The organism is Hymenobacter latericoloratus (genome assembly GCF_014199535.1).
In the GTDB taxonomy this organism is placed as follows: domain Bacteria; phylum Bacteroidota; class Bacteroidia; order Cytophagales; family Hymenobacteraceae; genus Hymenobacter; species Hymenobacter latericoloratus.
Window position 1 is genome coordinate 556,419 of the sequence record NZ_JACHNV010000003.1, and the last position, 23,855, is coordinate 580,273.

General features: G+C 61.0%; 21 protein-coding genes and 1 tRNA gene. 12 read left to right on the forward strand and 10 right to left on the reverse strand.

The window, feature by feature from the left end:
• Positions 1 to 45 precede the first annotated feature (45 nt).
• The 7 genes from GGU46_RS12875 to GGU46_RS12905 all read right to left on the reverse strand — a co-directional run bounded on the left by GGU46_RS12875 (position 46) and on the right by GGU46_RS12905 (position 6,928).
• Positions 46 to 705 (reverse strand): hypothetical protein, encoded by a 660-nt coding sequence (locus GGU46_RS12875; RefSeq protein WP_183403934.1) that lies wholly within the window; start codon positions 703 to 705, stop codon positions 46 to 48.
• Positions 706 to 874: 169 nt separating this feature from the next.
• The gene (locus tag GGU46_RS12880; protein ID WP_183403935.1) at positions 875 to 1,513 is read right to left on the reverse strand and encodes a DUF6266 family protein; all 639 of its coding nucleotides are present in this window, start codon (positions 1,511 to 1,513) and stop codon (positions 875 to 877) included.
• A 44-nt stretch (positions 1,514 to 1,557) separates the two neighbouring features.
• Positions 1,558 to 2,127: a thermonuclease family protein gene (locus GGU46_RS12885; RefSeq protein ID WP_317171914.1), complete on the reverse strand. Its 570-nt coding sequence runs from the start codon at positions 2,125 to 2,127 to the stop codon at positions 1,558 to 1,560.
• A 256-nt stretch (positions 2,128 to 2,383) separates the two neighbouring features.
• Entirely contained in the window at positions 2,384 to 3,706 is a 1,323-nt protein-coding gene (locus GGU46_RS12890; protein WP_183403937.1) for a tyrosine-type recombinase/integrase, read from the reverse strand.
• A 149-nt stretch (positions 3,707 to 3,855) separates the two neighbouring features.
• Positions 3,856 to 3,928 (reverse strand) — tRNA-Thr (locus tag GGU46_RS12895).
• Positions 3,929 to 4,088: 160 nt separating this feature from the next.
• Positions 4,089 to 6,344 carry a DUF349 domain-containing protein gene (locus GGU46_RS12900; RefSeq protein ID WP_183403938.1) on the reverse strand — a complete coding sequence of 752 codons (2,256 nt, stop codon included), beginning with the start codon at positions 6,342 to 6,344 and terminating at the stop codon, positions 4,089 to 4,091.
• A gap of 41 nt (positions 6,345 to 6,385) precedes the next feature.
• Positions 6,386 to 6,928, reverse strand: coding sequence for a YqgE/AlgH family protein (locus GGU46_RS12905; protein WP_246417669.1), 543 nt, complete (start codon positions 6,926 to 6,928; stop codon positions 6,386 to 6,388).
• Positions 6,929 to 7,187: 259 nt separating this feature from the next.
• Here GGU46_RS12905 and pdxH point away from each other — a divergent pair, with 259 nt between their 5' ends.
• The 7 genes from pdxH to GGU46_RS12940 all read left to right on the forward strand — a co-directional run bounded on the left by pdxH (position 7,188) and on the right by GGU46_RS12940 (position 14,600).
• Positions 7,188 to 7,841 carry a pyridoxamine 5'-phosphate oxidase gene (pdxH, locus tag GGU46_RS12910; protein WP_183403940.1) on the forward strand — a complete coding sequence of 218 codons (654 nt, stop codon included), beginning with the start codon at positions 7,188 to 7,190 and terminating at the stop codon, positions 7,839 to 7,841.
• Positions 7,842 to 7,979: 138 nt separating this feature from the next.
• Positions 7,980 to 9,302, forward strand: a complete 1,323-nt coding sequence (locus GGU46_RS12915; protein WP_183403941.1) for a DUF1015 domain-containing protein — start codon at positions 7,980 to 7,982, stop codon at positions 9,300 to 9,302.
• On the forward strand, positions 9,283 to 9,909 hold the full coding sequence (locus tag GGU46_RS12920; protein WP_183403942.1) for a Maf family nucleotide pyrophosphatase: 627 nt from the start codon (positions 9,283 to 9,285) through the stop codon (positions 9,907 to 9,909). Before GGU46_RS12915 ends, GGU46_RS12920 begins: the two co-directional genes overlap by 20 nt.
• 104 nt (positions 9,910 to 10,013) lie before the next feature.
• Positions 10,014 to 10,580 (forward strand): biliverdin-producing heme oxygenase, encoded by a 567-nt coding sequence (locus GGU46_RS12925; protein WP_183403943.1) that lies wholly within the window; start codon positions 10,014 to 10,016, stop codon positions 10,578 to 10,580.
• The gene (locus tag GGU46_RS12930; RefSeq protein ID WP_183403944.1) at positions 10,562 to 12,877 is read left to right on the forward strand and encodes an ATP-binding protein; all 2,316 of its coding nucleotides are present in this window, start codon (positions 10,562 to 10,564) and stop codon (positions 12,875 to 12,877) included. The genes GGU46_RS12925 and GGU46_RS12930 overlap by 19 nt, the downstream gene beginning before the upstream one ends.
• A gap of 2 nt (positions 12,878 to 12,879) precedes the next feature.
• Complete coding sequence (locus GGU46_RS12935) at positions 12,880 to 13,332, forward strand: response regulator (protein WP_183403945.1); 453 nt, start codon at positions 12,880 to 12,882, stop codon at positions 13,330 to 13,332.
• Positions 13,329 to 14,600 (forward strand): ATP-binding response regulator, encoded by a 1,272-nt coding sequence (locus GGU46_RS12940; protein ID WP_183403946.1) that lies wholly within the window; start codon positions 13,329 to 13,331, stop codon positions 14,598 to 14,600. Before GGU46_RS12935 ends, GGU46_RS12940 begins: the two co-directional genes overlap by 4 nt.
• Here GGU46_RS12940 and GGU46_RS12945 read toward each other — a convergent pair.
• The 3 genes from GGU46_RS12945 to GGU46_RS22325 all read right to left on the reverse strand — a co-directional run bounded on the left by GGU46_RS12945 (position 14,595) and on the right by GGU46_RS22325 (position 16,556).
• Entirely contained in the window at positions 14,595 to 15,254 is a 660-nt protein-coding gene (locus tag GGU46_RS12945) for a flavin reductase family protein (RefSeq protein WP_183403947.1), read from the reverse strand. The genes GGU46_RS12940 and GGU46_RS12945 overlap by 6 nt on opposite strands.
• A 174-nt stretch (positions 15,255 to 15,428) precedes the next feature.
• Positions 15,429 to 16,001, reverse strand: coding sequence for a fasciclin domain-containing protein (locus tag GGU46_RS12950; RefSeq protein WP_183403948.1), 573 nt, complete (start codon positions 15,999 to 16,001; stop codon positions 15,429 to 15,431).
• A gap of 423 nt (positions 16,002 to 16,424) precedes the next feature.
• Positions 16,425 to 16,556: a hypothetical protein gene (locus GGU46_RS22325; RefSeq protein WP_262890944.1), complete on the reverse strand. Its 132-nt coding sequence runs from the start codon at positions 16,554 to 16,556 to the stop codon at positions 16,425 to 16,427.
• Between the two features lie 263 nt (positions 16,557 to 16,819).
• Here GGU46_RS22325 and GGU46_RS12955 point away from each other — a divergent pair, with 263 nt between their 5' ends.
• The 5 genes from GGU46_RS12955 to GGU46_RS12975 all read left to right on the forward strand — a co-directional run bounded on the left by GGU46_RS12955 (position 16,820) and on the right by GGU46_RS12975 (position 23,828).
• Complete coding sequence (locus GGU46_RS12955) at positions 16,820 to 17,494, forward strand: HD domain-containing protein (RefSeq protein ID WP_183403949.1); 675 nt, start codon at positions 16,820 to 16,822, stop codon at positions 17,492 to 17,494.
• Positions 17,495 to 17,510: 16 nt separating this feature from the next.
• Positions 17,511 to 17,753: a hypothetical protein gene (locus GGU46_RS12960; RefSeq protein ID WP_139921932.1), complete on the forward strand. Its 243-nt coding sequence runs from the start codon at positions 17,511 to 17,513 to the stop codon at positions 17,751 to 17,753.
• Between the two features lie 129 nt (positions 17,754 to 17,882).
• Positions 17,883 to 20,471, forward strand: a complete 2,589-nt coding sequence (gyrA, locus tag GGU46_RS12965) for a DNA gyrase subunit A (protein ID WP_183403950.1) — start codon at positions 17,883 to 17,885, stop codon at positions 20,469 to 20,471.
• An 87-nt stretch (positions 20,472 to 20,558) separates the two neighbouring features.
• Positions 20,559 to 21,698 carry a tetratricopeptide repeat protein gene (locus GGU46_RS12970; protein ID WP_183403951.1) on the forward strand — a complete coding sequence of 380 codons (1,140 nt, stop codon included), beginning with the start codon at positions 20,559 to 20,561 and terminating at the stop codon, positions 21,696 to 21,698.
• A gap of 1,059 nt (positions 21,699 to 22,757) precedes the next feature.
• Positions 22,758 to 23,828: a hypothetical protein gene (locus GGU46_RS12975; protein ID WP_183403952.1), complete on the forward strand. Its 1,071-nt coding sequence runs from the start codon at positions 22,758 to 22,760 to the stop codon at positions 23,826 to 23,828.
• The last annotated feature ends 27 nt before the right edge of the window (positions 23,829 to 23,855 follow it).

Sequence of the window (23,855 nt, forward strand, 5' to 3'; positions counted from 1 at the left end):
CGGCTACTGCCCGGGCCGGCCTGCAGGATAGGGAGGCGGCCCTGCTTACATCTGCACAGCTGCAAAGTTCACCACGGCCGCGAAGCTGCCCGTATGAGTTACTCCGCCCGTCGTGAAGCTGAATAGCTTGCCGGTATAGCGGTCCAGGCAGGCCACCGAAGCCACCTGCTGACCACCCACGAACACGTCCATGGTAGCTGGTGCCGAACCTCCATCAGGCAGGGCGTTGAAGCGCAGCACGTCCCCGGCTGAGGCCGCCAGCGTTACGCCCGCACCTTCCCCGTTCGGCCCGTTCAGTGCCGTATCATAAAGCGCTTCCACGCTGCCGCCACCGCCGGGGGCACCATCCGCCGGCTTCTCCCCGAACACCGCTTCCGGCGCCAGTATGGCCCCGCCGTTCCCGTTGGGTGTGGGGTTGAACAGCTGAGGTTCTGCGCCTGGGGTGCTTTCGGCCATCAGCCCGCTGAGCTGTCCACCCAGGTTCGCTACCCGCACCTCATGCACCAACAGCGTTTCCGTGCTGATGTCCACGCCATACAGCGTATTGAGCCGGTTGATGCGGATACGGGCGTCCTCGGCCCCGGCCAGCGCAGCCACGAGAGCCGTGGCATATTTTCGCACGCGGGCGTCAAAGCGGGCCCGCAGTTTCAGCGCATCCTTCGTGCGCTTGTCGGCTTGTTTCTGATAGGCAGTTCTCGTTGCCATAGTTGTGGTAAGTCGAGTTGAAAAAATACAATCCAAGCGGCAGGCTGGGTGCCAACGGCTTCTGGTAGGCTTCTCCTAGCTTCCTCCTAGTCTTCTCCCAGCCGCCCCTTCTGGCCTAAACACAAAACTGCCCCGACCAGTGAGCCAGTCGGGGCGGTCTGTCTGCCTGCTAGTAGGCTACTTGCGCCTGCGACGTGGACGAAGCATCCGAACCGTCCGCCCGATGGGCGAAGGCAAAAGCCATCAGGTTAGCGGCCTGGACACCCGCCAGCGAGTCATCTTCCATAACGATGCTACCATCACCACGGGTAACGTCCTCGTCCGAGGCAGCCACCACGCGGCCCGTAGCTTTGTTCACCACCACGGCCTTCACAACGTCCGTTTCCAGGGCCGTGTTGCTATTGGTGTTGTCGGCGAAGCTCACCGTTACCTTGCCGCCCTGGGCGTCCAGTACGGCGCCCACGCCGGCCAGCGGCTCCACCGAGCCTCCCGACAGCACCAACTTCGAGTAATCGATGCTGGCTACATGCATAGCGTCGGCCGTGGTGTTGATGAAGTTCAGCTGCACGAAGCGGTTGTAGGCCGATTTGCCCCCCTGCGAAAGCAGGCCCATTTGGGCCGCACCCGCGAACTTGCGGAACAAGTCGGCCAGCAGCTTAAAGCGACTGCGCGTGTTCTGCTGCGCGGGCGTATTACTGTTGTTGCTGGCAATTTTCTGCCGAATCTGGTTGCCGGAAGCCCCGCCCGAGAAAGTGAGGTTGCCCAGGCTACCCGTAATGTTGCCCAGCGGGCTGTAAATGCGTGCCATAATGGAAGGGAAATGAGATGAGAGAAAGAGAAAATGTTGGCTGACTATTCGCGCAGACGCCTAGGGCAGCCAACCCAGGCCCGCGCTTTTTCTTGCTTGTTGTAGGCCCGCCACACCCCCGGCCGGACTGCCAAAGCCGTACCGCACTGCCACAGGCCCCGGTACGTGTGCCGGGCCACTTGCTGCAGCACCGCCCAGCGCGGCGTAGGCTGGCCGGGCTCGTAGGCCCAGGCCCAGCCCCGTGCCACCAGCAGGCTGTCTACCCGCAGCCACCGCCGACTGCCCCCGGCCATCAGCACGCCCACCCGCAGCCCCGTCAGGGGCCGCCCGTAGGAATCGGGCGCCCCCCGATCCGCCTCCAGCAACCGGCCCCGCAGCAGCCGCGCCACCGAGTCGGCCGCTTGCCGGCCGAAGGGCTGACTCAGCTCCGGCGCGTCCACCCCGCGCAGCCGAACCCGAACCAGCCCGGCCGGCAGCAGCACCTCGTAGGTGTCCCCGTCCAGTACCCGCTGCACACTCCCATACTCCGGACCTGAACCTCGGCGAGCGGCCGCGGGTGTTAGCCTCGGGGCCGGCGGCTTCGCCAGCACCGAGGCCCGTACTACCTGTCTCACGGACCAGGAAGTTGCTGACGTACATAGAAGTGTGAAAAACAGGGCTTTCATGGACGCAAGTATAGATAAATTTGCACTAAAATAGACAAAATGTACAGTGAAATGAAATTCTGGCCTCCTTAAAGGTCCCGGATAGTGCCCTATGCTTGGCTCCTTGCCCCTCCCTCTGTTTTTCCTGTTCTGCCCGACGACACCGCCACGTACAAAAACGGCCCGCCAAGTGGGCGGGCCGCATAGGTGAAGCCGAGGGAGGTGTTCAGGCCGCCGCGGGCTCCACGGCGCAGATTTGGCTATCCAGGGCCCCCGCGTTATCCGAGGTAGCCCCCTGACCGTCCCAGATGCGCCGCATGGTCTGGTGCTGGAAGTCCTCCATAATCTTGGCGTACACCAGCGTGGTCTTAATGTTGGCGTGGCCCATAATGCGCTGCAGCACCTCCACCGGCATCCCACGGAGCAGGCTTTGTGTGGCGAAGGTGTGCCGGGCCGTGTGCATGGTTACCAGCTCGCGCAGGGCCGCCGCTCGCTTGCGCACCTGCCCACCCATTACGTCCACCTGTTCCACCGCCCGCTCCAGGCCCGCCAGCAGTGCAATCCGCTTCAGGTACCGATTCATCACCTGGTTCTGATACACCGGCAGCAGCCGCGCCCCGGCCCCAGCCCGCTCCGGACCCGCGTACCGCTCCAGCAGCGCCGCGGCCGCCGCGGTCAGGTACACGCTGACTTTCGTGCGGGTTTTGGTCTGGGTCAGCCGCAGCACCCGCCCCGAGCCATCGGGCAGCGCCTCCACATTGCCCCCGTGCAGCTGCAGCACGTCCGAGTAGCGCAGGCCCGTGTAGCAGCAGAACAAAAACACGTCCCGCACGGGCGCCAGCGTCGTCGGCAGCACGGCCACCCGCAGCCGTTCCAGCTCCTGAGCCGAGAGAAATACCTTGTCCGTTTCCTCGTAGGCCACCCGCAGCCGCCGCGGCTCCACTTGCAGCCGCTGCCCCCGCTCATCCCGCAGGTAGCCGAACAGCCGCCGCAGGTCCTTGCCCACGGTGTACAGGGAGTTCGGGCTTAGCTCCCGTTCGGTGCGCAGGTAGGCCAGCAGGGCGTCATGCGTGGCCAGGTCGTAGCCGCTCACCGTCAGCTGCCGGCCGGCCCACGCCTCAAAGTCCCGCAGCCAGTTACTCGTCACCAGGTAGTGGCGCAGGGTATTCCACATCAGCCCGCGCCCGCGCATCACCTCCCGAAACCGCCGCAGCTCCTCCACCACCAGCAGTTCTGGAGCAGGCTGCTCTACTGCCGCCGGCCGCAGCGCGGCTTTGAGCCCGGCTACCGTGGGCACCTCGCCCGCGGCCCGCACCCCGCGCCACCATTTCAGCACGTTGCCCGCCATCAGCTTCAGTAGGTCATTTGCCTCTTCGGCCAGTGGGTAGGAGCGGCGGAATTGTTGCCGGTCCTCGTTCCAATCGGCTGGCTTGCACTTCTCGCCCGTAGAGCAGGCCAGCCGCGCTCCATCAAAATACACGACCATTTGCACCGGGCATTCTCCGGCCTTGTTTTGCTTCTGCTTGCGCAGCACGAATTGGGTAACCATACTGGGTAGCGTATAGGGTAGCGTGGTTCACGCCCCGAAGTGGAAGATTCGCGCCCAGGAGTACCGATGCCCCCAAACGCAAAAAACCCGGAAACCGGCTTTCGCAGCGCGAGAAGCAAGTTTCCGGGCATTCCGGTATGGTAAAGATGAGCCCCCTGCCGGGATCGAACCAGCGACCTACTGATTACAAGTCAGTTGCTCTACCAGCTGAGCTAAGGAGGCGTTAAGGTGGGACAAAAGTAGTAGTTGAACGGAAAGGAGCAAAAGGTTTAGCTAGAAATTCTACGCGAATGGAAGTAAGTGCCTGAGCTGCCGAAAAATAAAAAACGCCTTCGGCACAAGACCAAAGGCGTTTTCTGCGGTGGTAGCGCCAAGCAGGGGGTTAGCTTCGGATAAGGCGCAGCTGTTTTTTCAAGCCATCTATTTGCGCCTGCGCTTCAGTGATGCGGCCCTGATACTCTTCGCGCAGCTGATTAGCATTTTTAGAGCGGGCAAAAAACTCCAGGTTGGTCTTCAGAGTGGAAATATCGTTTTCCAGCTCGTTGATTTCCCGCCGCAGGGCCTGTTCTTTCTTATACAAGTGCTGCTGGGCGTCGGGGCCCGCTTTGAGGCGCTCTACCTGCAGAGCCAGCAGCAGATCCTGCCGCTCAGAGGCTGGCAGGCCCGGCACCTTGTCCAGGTATTTTGCCATCAGGCTCTGGAATTTTTCCTCGGCGCGGTCGGCGTGGCGGGCGGCTCCATCAAAAGCACGCCACGCCTGCACTAGCTCCTGAAAGCCCTCCACGGTGCCGGGCTGGTCGGGGGAGAGGGCCGCAACTACCTCGGCTATCTGACTCAGGTGCTGGGCCTGCTCCTGACCAAGCTGCTGGGCTTGGTGCTCCCGCTGGCGGCTTTCCTCTTTCTTGCGGTCGAAGAACGCGTCGCAGGCCGTGCGGAAGCGGTTCCACACTTTGTCGGACTGCTTTTCCGGAACCCGCCCAATGAGTTTCCACTCCTTCTGCAGCCGGATAACGGTTTCCCGGGTTTCTTCCCAGTTCGGATTCTGCAGGGCGGCCTCGGCCTGTTCGCACAGGTCCAGCTTACGCTTCAGGTTAGCGTTTTTTTCCTCGTCGAGGGCCTTGAAAAATTGATTCTTACGCTGAAAGAATCCTTTGTACGCCCCCCAGAACTGCTTGTTCATGGCCTCGGCCTTGTCGCGCGGCACCAGGCCGGCCGCATCCCAGGCTTCCTTCAGCTTCTGCAGCTCATCGGTTTTGGTGCGCCACTCATTCACCCGTTCCGTCTGGAACTCGGCGTAGGGCCGAAGCTGGTCGAGCAGGGCCGTTTTGCGCTCCAGATTGGTATTCTCCTGGGTTTGACGCGCCGTGAGAAATTCCTTCTTGCGGTCATGCACCTGCTCGGAGGCCTGCAGAAAGCGCTGCCAGAGCGTTTCGCGCTGCTCATTCGGGACGGGGCCGATGTGCTTCCACTCCTCGTGCAGCTGCCGCAGCTCCTGCAGCGCCTTGTTGATGCTGGGTTGTTGCTGCAGGGCCTCGGCCCGGGCAATGAGAGCTTCCTTGGCTTCCAGGTTGCGCCGCCGGTCCAGCTCTTTCATTTCAAAGAACAGGCCGCGGTTGTTGTAGTAAATATCCAGCAGGGCATGGTAGCTGTTCCACAACTCCTGGGCCTCTTTTTGAGGCACCGGACCGGTGGCTTTCCAGTCGTTTTGCAGGGCCTTAATGCGGGCGGAACTGTCCTTGGTTTCGGCCGATTCCACTAACTGCCGGAGCTGGGTGAGCAGCTGCTGTTTATGGGCCAGGTTTTTGGTGCGCTGCTCATCCTCTGCTTTGGCGTCGCGGGCGCGGTTATCCCGGAATTCCTGGAGCGCTTTGGCTAGCTCAGCCTGGCCGGCGGGCCCGGCGTAGCTGAATTCTTCGGCCGGGCCACCCTCGGCCGTAAAGCGTTGCCGGGCCGCCGTGCGCTCGGCTTGCAGGGCCGTGTCGTAGAGGCGGTGCAACTCAAAAATCTGCTTCCGGTTCTGGCGGGCATCGGGGCGCTGAAGCAGGGAAAGCAGGTGAGCGGCCTGCTCCGGCAGGGAGAGAGTAGCAAAATCGGGGGCGCCCGGTTCGGGCACGTATTCTTCGTCCTCGTCCGTTGAAGCCGCCGCGTCGGAAGAAGTAGGCAGTGAGCCTACCGTAGGCGCTGCCTCCAGGGCAGCTTCCACGCTTTGGGTGGCAGAAACTTCTACCACTGGAGTTACGTGGGGTGGTTCGGCTTCAGCAGGCGTGGGCGGAGCGGCCTCCTGCAGGGGCGGGGAGGTTGGGTCAGGGGTAGAGGCCACCGGCGCCGGGGGGGTAGGCGCGCCGTAGTGAGCAACAGCGCGGGCTTCGCCGGCCGAGTGGATGGGCGCGGCCGCCGCGGCGGCTTGGGCAGGAACGTGAGCGGCTGACTCGGCCGTTGCCGCCGCTTCCGGGCTTTCGGCATCCGTTGCGGCGGGGATGGAAGCCGGAGCGGTAGCTGGCGTACCAGGCTCAGCACTGGCCGCGGCCGGAGCCTGCCGGCTGCGGATTTCGGCTAGCCGGCGGTCCAGAATGCTCTGGGGCGATTCCGCTTCGTTGCCGGAATCAGTAGGGGTAGGGGCGTCTTGTTCGGGTAGCATAAAAGTCAGCAGAAGAACCCCGGAAAAGGGGGAGTGGGCGCTTAATTAAGGCGGGGGTCGGTGGGGTAGTTGGACAAAACGCGGTAGCGGCCGCCTTTTTCGCGCAAAATGGACCGCCAGAAGGCATCCGTGTCCAAAGTAAATACTTTCCCGGCAGCATTGGGATGCACAATCCAGACATTTTCCCGCACTTCCTCGGCCAGCTGCCCGGCCGTCCAGCCCGAGTAGCCCATGTACAGGCGCACGGTGTCGGGCCGGATAGTACCGGCCAGCAGATGGTCGAGCAGGGGAGCAAACTCGCCACCCCAGTACACCTCCTGGCCCAGGCTTTCGGCCTGGGGCAAACCGGGCTGCTGGTGCAGATAGTGCAGTGTATCGGGCTGGACGGGGCCCCCAATGCCGAGCGGTATGCGCGCGGCCGGCAGGACGCTGCCCCCGGGCAGCTCCAGCACGTCGCCGAGCTGCAGGGTAGCGGGCCGGTTCAGCACCAGCCCAAAGGAGCCCTCGTCCTCGGAGTGACTGCACAACAGCACCACGGTGCGCTCAAAATTGGGGTCGCCCAGATACGGCTGGGAGATTAACAAACTACCCGGACGAAGACGCGGCATGGGGACAACAATTTAGTGAAGGAAGGCCAGGGCGGGAAGAAAAGAAAGGATGTTCCAGGCCTGGGGGTGGGCGCGAAGCTGCTGGCCCCGTAGCAGAAAGTACGCGAAGCAGGGGGGCAGAGGTTCCGGCCCCCGGGCCTATTATGCTACCTTGCGCCCGAATTAGTTGTTTTAGGCAGTAGTGGTGCTGCGTGTTGGCCCTGCTGTTCGTATTCCGGTCCTACTTCTTATTTCCATGACTGACTCGCAACTGGCCGCCCTGCGCCAGACGTATTCCCAACGCACCCTCACCGAAGCAGACGTGCGGCCCCATGCCGTGGAACAGTTCCGGGTCTGGCTCGACGAGGCTATTGCGGCCCAACTGGAGGAGCCCACGGCCCTGACCCTGGCCACCGTAAACGAGGCCGGGCAGCCGGCGGCCCGGGTTGTGTTGCTTAAAGGCCTGCCCAACGACGAAGGGTTTCTGTTTTTTACCAACTACGATTCGCGCAAGGGACAGGAACTAGCCAGCTCGCCCCTGGCGGCCATGACGTTTTTCTGGCCGGGCCTGGAGCGCCAGGTGCGCGTAGAAGGGCGGGTGGAAAAGGCGCCGGAGTCTGTTTCGACGGAATACTTCCAGAGCCGGCCGCGGGGTAGCCAGGTCGGCGCCTGGGCCTCGCCCCAGAGCCAGCCGATTCGGAGCCGCGAGGAGCTGGAGCAGCGTGAGCAGGAAGTCGAGCGGCGCTTTGCCGGTCAGGAGCCGCTGCCGCGCCCTCCCCACTGGGGCGGCTACCTGCTGCGGCCCCAGCGCGTGGAGTTCTGGCAGGGGCGCCCCTCCCGCCTCCACGACCGGATTGTGTACGAGCGGGTGGGCCTCCAGGACTGGCGCCTGAGCCGGCTGGCACCCTGAGGCGGCGGCCGCGGCTGTGGCCTCAGGTGCAGGAAGGCAGCGGGCGGGGTAGGGAAGCGGCCCTGCCCAAGCCGGCCGCGCCGTCCTTGGTGGCTACCTCATCCTCTTTATTTCTTCACTACCTCATCACTTACTCCGTTGCCTGATATTCAACCCGTCCGGGGCTGGCGCTACCATCCCACGCTCAGCCAGCAGATTGACGAGTATGTTTCGCCCCTCTTCGACGTGGTATCGCCGAAGCAGCGGGAGGCCTTGTACCGTAACCCGCTCAACAGCATTCATTTATCGGTGCCACGGGGCGAGCACCCGGCCGAGGCAGCGCGCCAGCGCCTGCTGCAATGGCAGCAGCAGGGCGTGCTGGTGCAGGATGAGCTGCCGGGCATCTACGCCTACTATCAGTATTTCCGGCTGCCGGGCAGCCCCCGCGAGTACTGTCGGAAGGGGTTTATGTGCCACATCCGGGCCACGGAGTGGGAGGAAAACGTGGTGCTGCGTCACGAAAACACCCTGCCCGTGGCCGTTAACGACCGGGCCGAGCTGTTGGCCTGCACCCAGTTCCAGACCAGTGCGACCCACGGCCTCTACCGCGACGAGGACTTCGAGCTGGAAGCCTACCTGGACGAGGCCATCCGGAACCCGCTGTATCAGACGGAGGAAGACTACCAGGGAGCCCGCGATGTGCTGGCCGTAATTCAGGACGCGCGCGTGATCCGGCGGTTTCAGCAGGTGCTGGCCGGGCGGGAGGTGATTCTGGCCGACGGGCACCACCGCTACGAGGGCTCCCTGGCCTACCGGCGGGCCCGGCGGGCGGCGGCCGGCGCGGCGTACACCGGTGCGGAAGCCTGGAACTTTCACCTGATGTACCTAACCAACGCCGCCGCCGACGACTTACGCATTCTGCCTACCCACCGGCTGCTGCTGGAGCTACCCGGGGGCCTGACGACGGAGCAGCTGCTAACCCGCCTGACGCCCTACTTCACCCTGCTGCCCCTCGATGACCCCTACGACCTGCCCGAGCGTATTGCGGGCAAGCCGTGGGCCTTTGGCCTGTACCTGGGCCAGGGGCAGAGTTACAAGCTGCGCCTGCGGCCGGAGGTACACCCCCACCTGGACTGGGCCACTACCCCCGAAGTAAAAGCCCTGGATCTGACGGTGCTGCATTACTTCGTGCTGGAAAAAGCCCTGGGCATCGTCGGCCCCGAGGCCCAGCGCCAATGGACCGGGGTAGCCTACGTGCGCAGCTTTTCCGAGTGCCTGAGCCGGGTAGACCGGGGCGAGGCGCGGGCCGCCCTCATCACCAATGAGGTGAGCATGGCGGAAGTGGAGCGCGTTTGCCATTCGGGGGCGGTGATGCCGCCTAAGTCCACCTTTTTCTATCCCAAAACCATCGGCGGATTTCTGTTCAGCAGCATCCGCGACGAGGAAACGACTTCGCCCTTTTATGCTGCCTTCCGCTCCTGATGTAACGGCCGCCCCGCTGGCGCCCCGGCTCCGGCTGGTGCTGGCTTCCAACTCGCCCCGCCGCCGCCAACTGCTCCGGGAGCTGGGCCTGAGCTACGAGGTGCGGCTGCGGGAAGTCGAGGAAAACTTTCCGCCCCACCTGGTTCGGGCGGAGGTAGCCGAGTATCTGGCCGCCCACAAAGCCGCCGCTTACGCGCCTGATCTGGCCCCGGATGAGCTGGTTATCACGGCCGACACCATCGTGTGTCTCGACCACGACGTGCTCAACAAACCCGCCGACGCGGCCGAGGCCGTGCAAATGCTCCAGCGCCTGCAGGGCCGCGCCCACGACGTGTATACGGGCGTGTGCCTGCTCTGCGGCGACGGCCGCCGGGTGGTGTTTTCCGACCAGACCCGGGTGCACTTCCGCTCCCTTTCGCGGGCAGAAATCGAGCATTACGTGGCCACCTACTCCCCCCTGGACAAGGCCGGCGCCTACGGGGCCCAGGATTGGATCGGGATGGTGGCCGTAACCCGCCTGGAGGGCTCTTACTTTAACGTGATGGGGTTGCCCGTGCACCGGGTTTGGGAGGAGCTGGAAAAACTGGGGGCCGTACGTCTCGGATGATAGCGGTGAGGGGGCGTGTGGCGAAGAGCCGCCGGTGCCCCGGGCGCGCATGTGGCCGGGATTAGCGTACTTCGTGGTCTGGCTACTTTACTTGTTCTGCCCGTATGCTGCCCGTTTCCGCCCCTGCTTCCGTTCTGCACCGCCTGCGTCAGGAAACCCAGCCCTACCACGCTGCCCTGGAGCAGAGCGCGTTCAACCGCGCGCTGATGGCGGGCACCATCACCTCCGACGTCACGACGCATTTTCTCTCCCGGTTATACGGCTTTCTGCGACCCTATGAGGCCGCGCTGCGGGCGCATGCGTTTCCGGCCGAATGGGAGGTAGCGGCCCGCTGCCGGGCCCATCTGATTGAGCAGGACCTGGCGCAGGCCGCCGGCTTGCCCCAGTGCCCCGACATGCCCCCCCTGCGCACCCGGGCGCAGCTGCTGGGGGCTCTGTACGTGGTGGAGGGCTCCACGCTGGGCGGGCAGATAATTACCCGGCAGTTGGCCCGGGCCGGCATTACCGCCCGCACGTACTTTACCGGGTACGCCGAGCAGACCGGGGCCCGGTGGAAAAGCTTCTGCGGGCTGCTGAGTGCCGCCGCCCTCCACCCAGCCGACCAGGACCAAGTGGTGCAGTCGGCTATTGTTACGTTTCAAAAGCTACACGCGTGGATCGAGCAACCGTAATTAACTCTGATGAGCCCCTGCTCAACGCACCCGTCACCTTGACCAACTGCGACCGGGAGCCCATTCACATTCCCGGCTCGGTGCAGCCCTACGGGTTTCTGCTGTGCCTGGCGGAGGACACCCACCGCATCGTGCATGCCAGTCAGAACACCGAGCAGCTGCTGGGCCTGCCGGCCCGGCAGCTGCTCGGTGAAGGGCTGGAGCTCTTGCTGAACCCGGAGCAGGTAGCCCAGGTCCGGGGGCAGTTTGCTACCCTCACGGAGGCTGCCCGGCTGCTGGGCGTGCGCCTTGACCGGGTGCCGGATCAGCCTTTCTACAAGCTTATTCTACACCGCTACGATCAGCTGCTGTGGCTGGAATTTGAACCCGTAACTGAAACCGCGACCAGCGTGCTGGATCTGCCGGCCCTGAACGTTACCCTAAGCCAGATGCTGACCGCTACCTCCGTGCGGGAGTTCTGCCAGCGGGCCGTGGACGAGGTACGCGCCCTTACCGGCTTCGACCGGGTGCTTATGTACCGCTTTGCCGAGGATGCCAGCGGGGAAGTGGTGGCGGAAGCCAAACGGGAAGACCTGGAGCCCTACCTGGGCCTGCACTACCCCGCCACCGACATTCCGCCGCAGGCCCGGGCGCTGTACCTCAAGAACTGGCTGCGATTTATTCCGGATGTAGCCTACCAGCCGGCTCCGCTCGTGCCCGTGCTCCACCCCACGGCCGCCCGCCCGCCCGACATGACCCACGCGGTGCTGCGCAGCGTATCGCCCGTGCATCTGGAGTATCTGCGCAACATGGGCGTGGCCGCCACCATGACTATTTCCGTGATTCAGGAGGGCCGCCTCTGGGGACTCATGACCTGCCACCACCTCACCCCCCGCCTGATCAGCTACGAGCTGCGCGAGCTGTGCTTGTTTGTCGGCAAAACGTTCTCGGCCCTGCTGGCGACCAAGCAGCAGCACGACGATTACGCTTACCAGCTGCACATCCGCGAAACGCAGGCCCGGCTGTTTGAGCAGGTAAGCCGGCACGCCAACTTCATGGAAGGCCTCTACCGGCACACGCCCACGGTGCAGGATGTCATCGACTGCGGCGGGGCCGCCATCTGTTTTGAGGGCGACATCATCACGCTGGGCACCACCCCCACCACTGACCAGATTCAGGCCCTGCTTCAGTGGCTGCGGGAAAACGTGCGGGGCGATGTATTCAGCACGGATTCCTACGTGCAGCACAACCCTGCCGGGCTGGAGCTGCGCGCTACGGCCAGTGGGCTGCTGGCTATTGCCCTGGCCCATGAGCCCGGCGACTACATCATCTGGTTTCGGCCGGAGCAGGTGCAAACCGTGACCTGGGCCGGCAAAACCCAGAAGGCGCAGGTGCTGCAGGATGGGCAGCTGTACCTCTCGCCGCGCCAGTCATTTGAGGCCTGGAAGCAGACGGTGGACAATACCTCCGCCCCCTGGCGCCCTCTGGAAGTGGCCGCCGCCGGGGAAATCCGCCTTCACCTCTCGGATCTGCGCCTGAAAATAGTGAATGAGCTGCAGGCCCGGGCCGCTATCCTCAGCCGCCTGAATGCGGAGCTGGAGCGCAGCAACAACGAGTTGGATTCTTTTGCCTACGTGGCCTCCCATGACCTGAAGGAGCCCCTGCGCGGGATTCACAACTACTCTATCTTTCTGCTGGAAGACTACGCCGACCAGCTGGACGCCGACGGGGTCAACAAGCTCCAAACCCTGGTGCGTCTCAGCCAGCGCATGGAATCCCTGATTGAGTCGCTGCTGCAGCTCTCGCGGGTAGGGCGGCAGGAACTGGTTATAGCCGAAACCGACTTGGGTGAGGTGGCCACGGAAGTGCTGGAGCTGCTGCAGCCCCGCCTGGAGGAATTGCATACCACTGTCAGCGTGCGGGGCCCGCTGCCGACGCTGCGCTGCGACCGAATCAGGGTGCAGGAGGTGCTGGCTAACCTGCTGACCAACGCCATGCGCTACCACGACTCGCCCGAGGGCCGCGTGACTATTGGGCTGGCTCCGGCCGGCACGCTGGGGCCCCGCGGTACCGGGAACCCTGAGGACTATCACGTGTTGTATGTGCGCGATAATGGCATTGGCATTGACCCCAAGCACCATCACACCATTTTTCGAATCTTTAAGCGCCTGCATGCGCAGGATAAATACGGGGGCGGTACTGGCGCCGGTCTGGCCATTGCCCGTAAAATGGTGGAGCGCCACGATGGCGAAATGTGGGTAGAATCCGTACCAGGTCGTGGAGCTACCTTTTACTTTTCTCTCTCAAAGCATTTATAAAAGTGATTACCTCATTTCTTAAGCCCATTCTGGTGGTGGAAGACAGCGTGGAGGATTTTACGGCGCTGGGGCGGGTATTCCGTAAGCAGGCGCTGCCCAATCCGCTGTTGCGCTGCGAAGACGGCGACCAGGCCCTGGAGTATCTGCAGGGCTACGGCAAGCACCCCGGCTGGCCCCCAACGCTGCCCGCCTTTGTGCTGCTGGACCTGAACCTGCCCGGTACGGATGGGCGCACGGTGCTGGGCATTCTCAAGCAGGACCCGCGGCTGCAGTCGATTCCGGTTATCATTTTCAGCACCTCCTCCAGCAGCCACGACGTGGAGGAGTGCTACCGCTTGGGGGCCAACAGCTACCTCACCAAACCGATTGAGTACGCTTCGCTGGAGGAAAAAATGCAGGTGCTGGTAAGCTACTGGCTGAAAGCGTCGGAATTACCCCCGATGAGCCAGGCATGAGTGGAGCAAAGAAGATTTTGCTGATAGATGACAATGAGCAGGACCGTATGCTCTACAAGCGTTATCTGCGCAAACACCTGGGGCAGGAGCCGTTCCAGGTGTACGAAGCGGCTTCCGGAGAAGAAGGTCTGACCGCCTTTCAGGCCCGGCAGCCCGATTGCATTCTGCTGGACTATAACCTGCCCGATACCGATGGCCTGAGCCTGCTGCTGGCCCTGCAGCGGCTGGCCCCGCCCAACACGTTGTGCGTGGTGATGATTACGGGCGGCGGTAGCGAGCAGCTGGCCGTGCGCGCCCTCAACAACGGGGCCCTGGATTACCTCGTGAAGCAGCACTTTGATCAGGAGCTGTTGGGCAAAACCGTGGTGCACGCCATCGAAAAAAATGAATGGCGCCAGCGCATCAGCCAGCACCACACCCAGCTGGAGGTCGTCAATCAGCAACTGCGCGATTCGCTGCGGGAGCTCACCGAAACGCGCCGGCAGGTGCAGGAGTTTAACCAACAGCTGCAGCGCGCCAACGAGGAGGTGCAGGCCCGCAACCGGGCCCTGGATGCGGCCAACCAGGAGCTGGCCCGCACCAACGCCGACCTCGATAACTTCGTGTACGCCGCCTCCCACGACCTGCGGCAGCCCGTCAACAACCTGCAGGGACTTTTTCAGGAGCTGCGGCGCTCGGCTACTTTCCACGACCCCGAGGAGGCCTACGTGCTGCGTCTGGTGGAGGAATCGTTGCGCGACCTGTCCACCACCATTAACGGCCTGACAGCCGTGGTGCAGGAGGAGCGCCCGCCCGGCGGGGGGCTGACCGAGCCGGTGGATCTGGCCGGCCTGACGGCGGATGTGCTCCATACCCTGCGCCCCCAGCTGCTGGAAACGCAGGCCACCATCCGGACGGAATACACCGCCTTGCCCCGGGTGGTATTTGTGCGGGCTAACCTGCGCACCATTCTGCTTAACCTGATTGCAAATGCCCTGAAGTACCGGCACCCGGCCCGCCTGCCGCACGTGAGCCTGCGCAGCTGGGCGGCCGCGGGGCAGGTAGTACTGGAGGTAGCGGATAACGGCCTGGGCATAGACCTGGAGCGCCACGGTCCGGAGCTGTTCAAGCTGTTTAGGCGCTTTCATCACCAGGCCGGCGAGGGAACCGGGGTAGGGCTATTTCTGGTAAACCGGCTGGTGCAGGGGCAAGGCGGGCGCATTGAGGTGGAAAGCCAGCCCGAGGCGGGTACCACCTTTCGGCTATATATCCCGGCCGGCCCGCTATAGCGGGTCGGTTTTGAGAGAAAGGGGAAGCTCCGGCACGGGCTGGCCGGGGCGGGCGTAGCCGTAGCGCGCTACCGGAGTGGCCGTGTAGTACGTGTCGAGCCCGCTCAGGGCCACGGTGCCGGCCGCGGGCAGATCCAGAGACCCATCGGGGCGCAGGGCAGCCTCGGGCAGGTACAGGTGCAGCACCCGCCCGATGAGCAGCACGGTGCCGTTGGCTTCAATGGGCACTTCCTGCACCAGCTCCAAGCCAATCTGCAGGCGGCTTTCCTGCACGTAGGGGGTAGGAAAGTCGTCCCGAAACTCCGGTGTCAGGCCGCAGGCGGCAAACTCCGATACCTCTGCTTCAAAGTTGGCTGAGGTATAGTGGGCCTCCCGCACTATGCCGGCGTGCACGTGGTTAAGCGTGTAGTAGCGGGTAGCGCGGATGTTGTCGTAGGAGTGGCGCGGCACGCTGGGTGGGCGCATCACCAGGCCCAGCAGAGCCGGATTGGAGCCCAGGTGCACCACCGAGCTGATGATAGCCAGATTGGGCTGCCCCGCCGCATTGGCCGTGCCCAGCAGATTGGCGGATTTGAACCCGGTAATGGCGTTGATCAGATTGAGCCGAAAAACCTTTTCCAGCTCGGCCAGATCAGAAGCGGTGAAATGAGGCATAGAATAGCAGCAAAGGGGGTACGAGAAGCATAACCGCTTCAGCAGGGAAAGGTCAGCATAATTATCGTTTTTATTTTGAAATAATATTCATGATAAAAATAAAATACCGTCACCCCATTAAATCTATTAATGAGGTGACGGTATTTTATTTTTGTAAATAATAAGACGGCCGGGTTAGGGCATCAGAACCTTATCAATTACGTGAATCACGCCGTTGCTCTGCGTTACATCGTAGGTAGAAATCGTGCTGATATTTCCTTTTTCGTCCTGGAGCACAATGTTTTTCGGGCCGTTCATCATGGCCTTCAGCGTGCCGCCGCTTACCGTCTTGAGCGTGGCCGTACCTGTACCCGATTTAATAGCGGCCATAATCTTGTCGGCCGTCAGGTTGCCAGCTACCACGTGGTAGGTCAGGATTTTGGTAAGCGTGGTCTTATTCTCCGGCTTCACCAGGGTTTCCACGGTACCGGCCGGCAGGGCGTTGAACGCAGCGTTGGTGGGCGCAAACACCGTAAAAGGGCCTTTGCCCTGCAGCGTTTCTGCCAGCCCGGCGGCTTTCACGGCCGCTACCAGCGTCGTATGGTCTTTGGAGTTAACGGCGTTTTCAACAATGGTCTTGTTGGGGTACATGGCCTCGCCGCCTACGGCTACGGTACCCGGGGTGAGTTTGGCCTGGGCCACGGCCGAAGTCATGGAAATGGTACCCAGCAGGGCGGCGCAGGCAAACGAAAGCAGGTGCTTTTTCATGACATGAAAAGGAAAGGGTGAGGAGGAAAATATAGTTAACCGCATGTACGCCTCCTTTTATTCACTTGGATTTACCAGCCTGTAAAATATTTTTTTGCTAGCTGCGGAATATTCTGGTTATCTGTCTGAGCGTGCCAAACTATTCTTTGAAGAAAGTTAATTTATGAGTTGGTTAACCGCTTGCGGACCGCTGGAAATAAAAATAAAGCGGCCGCCAGTGCGCCTTTGGATACTACAGATCGTTCAACAGACCTATCGGGGAGTTGGGGAGCTTGGCCGGGCCGGCCGGGTAGTTGCAGTTATGCGAAAAACCAGCCTATATTTGTTGACCCGCTGTTCGGCGGTGAAGGCAGCGCGCGAACGGCTCCTGCCGGAAACAAATAACGGGATAAGCCCGTAAGCCTACCCCGTTACCGTGTTCTATCAGTGGCGTTCCAGCATAAAGGAAACCACCGCGCGAACAAGTCCTCCCAGAGCTGCTTTGCCCAGCTCCAGCAGGACGCGGGCCAAACCAAGCTGCTCGGTTTGTTCCGCTTTCACACGTACCTTCTTCATTGGAGTCAGAAGTTAGGTGTTTGCCCACCTGCTTCTTGAAACCCCGGCTGCGCCAACAGCCGGGGTTTTCGCTTTTCTGAAGCGACCCGCGTTGGTGAGATGGTGTAACCGTGCGTTTGGGGCAAATATACCGGGCGCCGGCTCCGGGCCCGCGCGCCGGTCAGGTTTTAGGCGCGGAAGGGGGGGGGGCAGGGGCCGTGCGGGTGGCGGGCAAAGGCCAATCCGGCGTACTTTTGCCGGCTCATCTTTCCCGCTTGTTTTCTATGCCAACTGCCCCCGAGGAGCTTATTCAGCATACCGCCGACTTTATCCGCGCCAAATTCCTGCACGAAGGCTCCGGCCACGACTGGGAGCACATCCGGCGGGTGTGGCAGGTGGCCCGCGCCCTGGCCCGCCAAACCCCCCAGGCCAATCTGCTCGTGACGGAGCTGGGCGCCCTGCTCCATGACGTGGCCGATTGGAAGTTCCACGATGGGGACGAGGAGGCTGGCCCCCGCGCCGCCCGCCAGTGGCTGGAAAGCCAGCAGACGCCGGAAGCCGTTATTGGGCAGGTAGAGGCCATTATCCGGGAAATCAGCTTTAAGGGCCTGGGGGTGGCTACCCCCATGAGCAGCCTGGAAGGGGAGTTGGTGCAGGACGCCGACCGCCTCGATGCCATCGGGGCCATTGGGGTAGCGCGGGCCTTTGCCTACGGCGGCCACAAAAACCGGCCCCTGCACGACCCCTCGGTGCCGCCGGTGCAGCACGAGAGCTTCGCGAGCTACAAGCAGAATACGGCGCCCACCATCAACCACTTCTACGAGAAGCTGCTGCACCTGCGGGAGCGGCTGAACACGCCCGCCGCCCGCCGGGTAGCCGAGCAGCGCCACGCGTATATGGAGCAGTTTCTGGCCCAGTTCCTGCGCGAGTGGGAAGGCCAGGATGTGGCGGAGCTGTAATTCCTATCTTTACCCCATGGCCTTTTTACCCTCTGTTTCCCGCTGCCTGGCGCCCTTGCTGGTGCTGGTAGCGGTGGCTTCCTGCCGCACTTGTCCCATTGTTTCCTGTCATACCCGCAAGGTGCACCTGCACAGCGGCGTCAAGTACCGGGGCCAGCCCTTATTCAAAAAGCAAAACCCCGCCATTGGCGAAAAAATCAAGGTGCACAAGCAGGAAACGGGCAAGCACAAAAACGACCGGAGCAAGCCGCTGAAATAGCCCGCAAATCGGGCTTCTAGCTAGGTAAAACGGGTTTTTTTGCCTATCTTGCAGGCTTAAAGAAGTTCACTCTCACGGGCCGGCAAGCTCCACTATTCGGGGCTGCCGCCGGCCGACTACACTCTCCCTATGGCGGAAGGCGAAAAGATCATTCCGATAAACATTGAAGATGAGATGCGTGGGGCCTACATCGACTACTCGATGTCGGTTATCATCTCCCGGGCCCTGCCCGACGTGCGCGATGGCCTTAAGCCCGTGCACCGGCGCGTGCTCTACGGCATGTCGGAGCTGGGCGTATCCTACAACAAATCCTATAAGAAGAGCGCCCGTATCGTGGGGGAGGTACTCGGTAAGTACCACCCCCACGGCGACTCCTCGGTGTATGATACCATGGTGCGCATGGCCCAGGACTGGAGCCTGCGCTACCCCCTCGTGGATGGCCAGGGTAACTTCGGTAGCATCGACGGCGACTCGCCGGCGGCCATGCGCTACACCGAGGCCCGCCTCAAGCGCCTCTCCGACGAGATGCTCGGGGACCTGGACAAGGACACGGTGGATTTCCAGCCCAACTTCGACGACTCCCTGGAGGAGCCGTCGGTGATGCCGGCCAAATTCCCGAATCTGCTGGTAAACGGCACTACCGGTATTGCCGTGGGGATGGCCACCAACATGGCCCCGCACAACCTAACGGAGGTAGTGGACGGCATTGTGGCCTACCTGGCCAACCCCGAGATTACCGTGGCCGAGCTGATGGAGCACGTAACGGCTCCCGACTTCCCGACTGGTGGTATCATCTACGGCTACGAGGGCGTCAAGCAGGCCTTCGAAACCGGCCGTGGACGGGTGGTGATGCGCGCCAAGGCGCATTTCGAAACCCTGCCCTCGGGCAAGGAGCAGATCATCGTGACCGAAATTCCCTACATGGTGAATAAGGCCTCGATGATTGAGAAGACAGCAGCCCTGATCAACGAAAAGAAGATCGAGGGCATTGCCGACCTGCGCGACGAATCGGACCGCGACGGTATGCGCATCGTGTACGATCTGAAGCGCGACGCCATGCCCACGGTGGTCCTGAACAACCTGTTCAAGTACACCCAGCTGCAGTCCTCGTTCGGGGTCAACAACGTGGCCCTGGTGAAGGGCCGCCCGATGACGCTCAACCTGAAGGATCTGATTCAGCACTTTGTGGAGCACCGCGCCGATGTAGTGGTGCGCCGGACCCGCTACGAGCTGGCCGAAGCCCAGAAGCGCGCCCACATCCTGGAGGGTCTGCTCATCGCCCTCGACCACCTCGACGAGGTAATTGCCCTGATTCGGGCCTCGCGCGACGGGGATGCGGCCCGCCTGCAGCTGATTGAGCGTTTCTCGCTGAGTGAAGTGCAGGCCCGCGCCATTCTGGACATGCGTCTGCAGCGCCTTACCGGTCTGGAGCGCGACAAGCTGGTGCAGGAGTACAACGAGCTGATGGCGCAGATCGACCACCTGAAAGCCGTGCTGGCCTCGGAAGACCTGCAGCGCGACATCATCCGGCAGGAGCTCATCGACATCAAGGACCGCTACGGCGACGCCCGCCGCACCAGCATCGAGTACGCCGGCGGCGACTTCTCGATGGAGGACATGATTGCCGACGAGAGCATGGTGATTACCATCTCCCGCGAGGGCTACATCAAGCGCACCCCGCTGGATGAGTACCGGGCACAGGGGCGGGGAGGGGTAGGCGCCCGCGGGGCGGCCTCCAAGCAGGATGACTTCACGGAGCATCTGTTTGTGGCCACCACCCACGAGTACCTGCTGTTCTTCACCGAGCTGGGCCGCGTGTTCTGGCTGAAAGTATACGAAGTGCCGGAAGGAGGGAAGAACACCAAAGGCCGCCCGATTCAGAACCTGATTGAGATTCCGCGCGAGGACTCCGTGCGCTCCGTGCTGAACGTGCGCGGCCTGCGCGACCCGGACTACCTCGACAATACCTTCCTGATGTTCTGCACCGAGCAGGGTACCGTGAAGAAAACCCCGCTGGAAGCCTATTCGCGGCCGCGGGCTGCCGGCATCAATGCCATCACCATCAACGAGGGCGACCGGCTGCTGGACGTGCAGCTGCTCAACGGCAACTCGGAGGTAGTGCTGGCTCTGCGCTCGGGCCGTGCCGTGCGTTTCCCCGAAGAGAAAGTGCGCTCCATGGGCCGCACGGCCGCCGGGGTGCGTGGCATCACGCTGGCCGAAGACATGGCCGACGACCGGGTGGTAGGCATGGTGTGCATTGACAAGGACAGCCAGGATGAGCTGCTGGTGGTATCGGAAAACGGCTACGGCAAGCGCAGCCCGCTGGAAGAGTACCGCATTACCAACCGCGGCGGCAAAGGCGTGCGCGCTATGAAACTCACGGACAAAACCGGTCAGCTGGTAGCCATCAAGGCCGTTAGCGACTCGGATGATCTGATGATTATCAACAAGTCGGGCATTACCATCCGTCTGCGGATGAGTGAGCTGCGCAGCATTGGCCGGGCTACCCAGGGAGTGCGGCTGCTGAAAATCAACCAGGGCGACGAAATCTCGTCGGTGGCCAAAGTTGCCGCCGAGGAGAAAGACGCCGAGGCGGAGGAAGCCGGCCTCGACGGGTTGTTCCCGCCGGTTAGTCCGGACGGGGAGGAGCCAGTCGGCGCCGCGCCGGACGCCGGTCTGGAAGACCTGACGGGTCCGGATTCCATCAGCGCTAATTAACTTGCGACGGCAGAACTCATCGGTGAGTTCTGCCGTTTGCGTTGCAATTCCTTTCACTAACCCTGCTCATTCTTCAGTAAGACTCCCATGAAGAAGACTATTTTGACCCTCGTGGCCGCCGCGGCTCTTCACACGGCTTCGGCGCAGAACTCGGCCGTTACCAATGCCATTCTGTTTCAGAAGCAAGGCACGCTGGACAAGGCCCGCACCGAGATTGACAAGGCCATTACCAATGAGAAAACCCAGGGCAAAGCCAAAACCTGGTACACCCGGGGTGAGATTTACGAAGGCATCGTAGCCAGCCCGATCTACGGCAAATCGTTGCCGGCCAGCGAAGGCACCAAAACGGCCTTTGAATCGTATTCGAAAGCCGTAAGCCTGGAAGGCAAAGACAGCGAGTACGGCAAGATGGCCTCGCAAAAGCTCGATGGCCTTTATGGCCTGGCCCTGAACTCGGGGGTAGAGAGCTACAACGGCAAGGACTACGCGAAAGCCATTGAATCGTACCGCATGGCCCAGCAGATCCGGCCTCAGGATTCAACGGCGTATCTGTACGCTGCTTATGCTTCGGAGGCCAACCAGGATTTCACCGGCGCCAAGGAAATGTACAGCAAACTGCAGGGAATTGGCTATAAGTCGCCGCAGATGTACGGCCGCCTGCTGCAGATTGCCCGTCAGGAGAAGGACGACGCGGCAGCTCGTAAAGTACTGCAGGACGCGCTGGCGGCTTATCCTACCAACAAGGGCTTTATGCTCGAAGACCTGAATATGGAGCTGAGCGCCGGCCGCGGCAAAGAAGCCATCAGCAAGATTGAGCGTGCTATTGCCGCTGACCCGACCAACTCCAACCTGTATGCCGTGCTGGGCTCGGTGTATGACCAGGATAAGCAGCCGGCCAAAGCCCTGGAAGCCTATAAAAAGGCGGTGGAAGTGGATCCGAATAACTTCGATGCCAACTTTAACCTAGGGGTGTACAACTACAACAAAGCAGCTGACCTGTACACGCGGGCCAGCAAAATGAGCTTGGCTGAGTACCAGAAGTCGGGCAAGAAGTATGAGGCCGATGGGAAGAAGTTCTTCCAGGAGTCGATTCCGTATTTCGAGAAAGCACTGCAGGCTCAGCCCGATGATCGTTCAACCATTTCGTCGCTCCAGAAAGCCTACCTGCGGGTTGGCCGTACTGCCGACTCGGAGCGGATGGCGGCTAAGCTGGATACAAAGAAATAAAACGAGCTCCTCGGCTCAAGCAGGGGAGTTGATTTACAGCCCGAGGTGCACGAGAAAGCACTTCGGGCTGTTTGCTAAAAACACCACTTAACATAATATAAATTATAAGACAAATAGAATATTTTAGGAACCGGCTGGTCAGCGCGCAATTTCGCCGGATTACATATTGACCAGCCCACTCATCTAACGAGGCTCAGAAAGTGGTCGTAGATTGTCGTCTTAGGTGCGATAGGCAGACGTCCTTGTTCCGTGCAGTTGGTGTATCTGACTTACACGGCGAGTAGCGTGCTGTTTTCTTGTGAAGCTAGAGCCACAGATGCTCTTCCAGCAGCATCAGTTACGTCGGCCAATGCACAAGTCTGAGCCCAGGTTGGTGCGTTGCCAAAAGACTGCGGCTCTATATGGAAGTTGTCAAACTGGCCAGGTCAAACGCGGCTTCGTGTTGCTGCCTCTCGTAGCTGGGTCTTCGGGTACATGCTAAGCTAGAGCACGCTACTAACAACTTGCGTTTTGCTCCCAGGTGCATGCTACTACTAACGAAGTCTGGCTTTTCAGCGGATGAAGTTTTGAAATTGAAAGTGGCGCTGAAGCAGTACAAATAGGTTACGAGGTTACGGAACTTTTAAGCTTTCTCTCCCCTATCCTATTAGACTTTATTTTTGTGCGCTATTAACTGTACGGCGAAAACAATATGATTTAAGGCGTATAAAGGACCTCACATCGTAAATAGAGCTGATAAGTCACATTTAGCTGTTATGGCGGCAGAACAAAGCCAAACGATCAAAATAGATAAACTCTATAGCCTGCCCGCCCCCGCCCCCCTACGGTAGAGGGTATAAAAAATAGGATGTGAATAAAAGAGTAGTAAAATATATAAAGGAGGTATCTATAAGCTCGCATAAGTACATAAAAGCACAAAAAGTATAAATAGGTATTACTTTTGTATATTATTTTGTGCTTTTTATGCCTTTTATGCACTGATTGGTATAACTCTTTCATCTTATACCTCGTACATTTACCGCCTCATCACCCTGACATCTTTTTACACTGTCCTCAGTTATGCCTAAAACAATTGATTACCCCCGTACCAGTTACAGCGGCGCCTGGGAAGTTGCTGAAGTAGTAGATGACACCGGAGGCAAGTGCGCCATTGAAACTGCAGCGCGCAAACTGAATCGCAAAGTCAGTGGCTCCTTTAAGGCCATTATCGGTTCTGCGGTAAAGTTCGGGTTGCTCACCAGTAAGCGAGAGTTGCTTACAACAACCAATCTATTCCGCCGCATCAAGCATGCCTATGATAAGCAGGAGGAAAAAATCTACCACCGCGAAGCTTTCCTCCACCCTCCACTATTCACTCAGATATGCCGTAAATTCAGAAACCGGGAGCTGCCCGTGCATATGTTTGACGTGATGCTTATCCGGGAATTCGGTGTTGAGGAGATAAACGCACAAGGCGTAGCAAAAGCCTTTGTAGACGGAGCACGTATGGCAGGCATCCTGGATGAGCGCAACGTTATTGTGGATATCGACCAGTTAGCGGCTCAACAAACACCCCGACGGGAACTCGCTAGCTCAGAAATGCCCCTGAACATGTTCCGGGCCGGGTCAGTAGCCGTAGCTTCTCCGGAATCAGCCCCGCTGGCCAGCGCCCCCCCCGCAGCCCCCAAAGAACCTACCCCCCATTCTAATGGTATATCTTCGGCGCCGGCATTTGTACCTTCGGGCCGAAACCTGGATGCCGTATCCAGTTTATTTGGCTTGGACACAGCAGACCTGGAAGATAGTACTCCGGCTTCCACTACACCTGCTGCTCTTGTCGGCGCAGGACCAGAGGCAATCTTTACCACACCCCTCCCTTCTGCGGCAACTAGGCCTTCTGGTTCCGGTGCAGCTGGCAGCCTTGCCGAACCAGCTGCCCCGCCCAGCAACACTCTTCCTATCGCCTCTGAGACACCCCAGCGACCCGTAGCACATACGCCCGCAGAACCTTCCGGTACTACCTCAGCAGCTTCTTACACCATCCGGATTATCGGGCCAGGGCTGGATTCTCAGCTCTCTGTGCAGGAACTGGATGATCTTGACATTGTAGAGGCCCTTTTAGAAAAAATACGGCGACGGCTCAAAAGCTAAAACTATCAATCGGGTTGACGCCTAGCG

Bases quoted from the DNA above. Each gene is read 5' to 3' on its own strand.
- GGU46_RS12900 (WP_183403938.1), bottom strand. From the start codon at position 6,344: ATGCTACCCGAACAAGACGCCCCTACCCCTACTGATTCCGGCAACGAA.
- GGU46_RS12880 (WP_183403935.1), bottom strand. From the start codon at position 1,513: ATGGCACGCATTTACAGCCCGCTGGGCAACATTACGGGTAGCCTGGGC.
- GGU46_RS12920 (WP_183403942.1), top strand. From the start codon at position 9,283: ATGCTGCCTTCCGCTCCTGATGTAACGGCCGCCCCGCTGGCGCCCCGG.
- pdxH (WP_183403940.1), top strand. From the start codon at position 7,188: ATGACTGACTCGCAACTGGCCGCCCTGCGCCAGACGTATTCCCAACGC.
- GGU46_RS12955 (WP_183403949.1), top strand. From the start codon at position 16,820: ATGCCAACTGCCCCCGAGGAGCTTATTCAGCATACCGCCGACTTTATC.
- GGU46_RS12945 (WP_183403947.1), bottom strand. From the start codon at position 15,254: ATGCCTCATTTCACCGCTTCTGATCTGGCCGAGCTGGAAAAGGTTTTT.
- GGU46_RS12960 (WP_139921932.1), top strand. From the start codon at position 17,511: ATGGCCTTTTTACCCTCTGTTTCCCGCTGCCTGGCGCCCTTGCTGGTG.
- GGU46_RS12975 (WP_183403952.1), top strand. From the start codon at position 22,758: ATGCCTAAAACAATTGATTACCCCCGTACCAGTTACAGCGGCGCCTGG.
- GGU46_RS12940 (WP_183403946.1), top strand. From the start codon at position 13,329: ATGAGTGGAGCAAAGAAGATTTTGCTGATAGATGACAATGAGCAGGAC.
- GGU46_RS12970 (WP_183403951.1), top strand. From the start codon at position 20,559: ATGAAGAAGACTATTTTGACCCTCGTGGCCGCCGCGGCTCTTCACACG.
- gyrA (WP_183403950.1), top strand. From the start codon at position 17,883: ATGGCGGAAGGCGAAAAGATCATTCCGATAAACATTGAAGATGAGATG.
- GGU46_RS12875 (WP_183403934.1), bottom strand. From the start codon at position 705: ATGGCAACGAGAACTGCCTATCAGAAACAAGCCGACAAGCGCACGAAG.
- GGU46_RS12925 (WP_183403943.1), top strand. From the start codon at position 10,014: ATGCTGCCCGTTTCCGCCCCTGCTTCCGTTCTGCACCGCCTGCGTCAG.
- GGU46_RS22325 (WP_262890944.1), bottom strand. From the start codon at position 16,556: ATGAAGAAGGTACGTGTGAAAGCGGAACAAACCGAGCAGCTTGGTTTG.
- GGU46_RS12950 (WP_183403948.1), bottom strand. From the start codon at position 16,001: ATGAAAAAGCACCTGCTTTCGTTTGCCTGCGCCGCCCTGCTGGGTACC.
- GGU46_RS12890 (WP_183403937.1), bottom strand. From the start codon at position 3,706: ATGGTTACCCAATTCGTGCTGCGCAAGCAGAAGCAAAACAAGGCCGGA.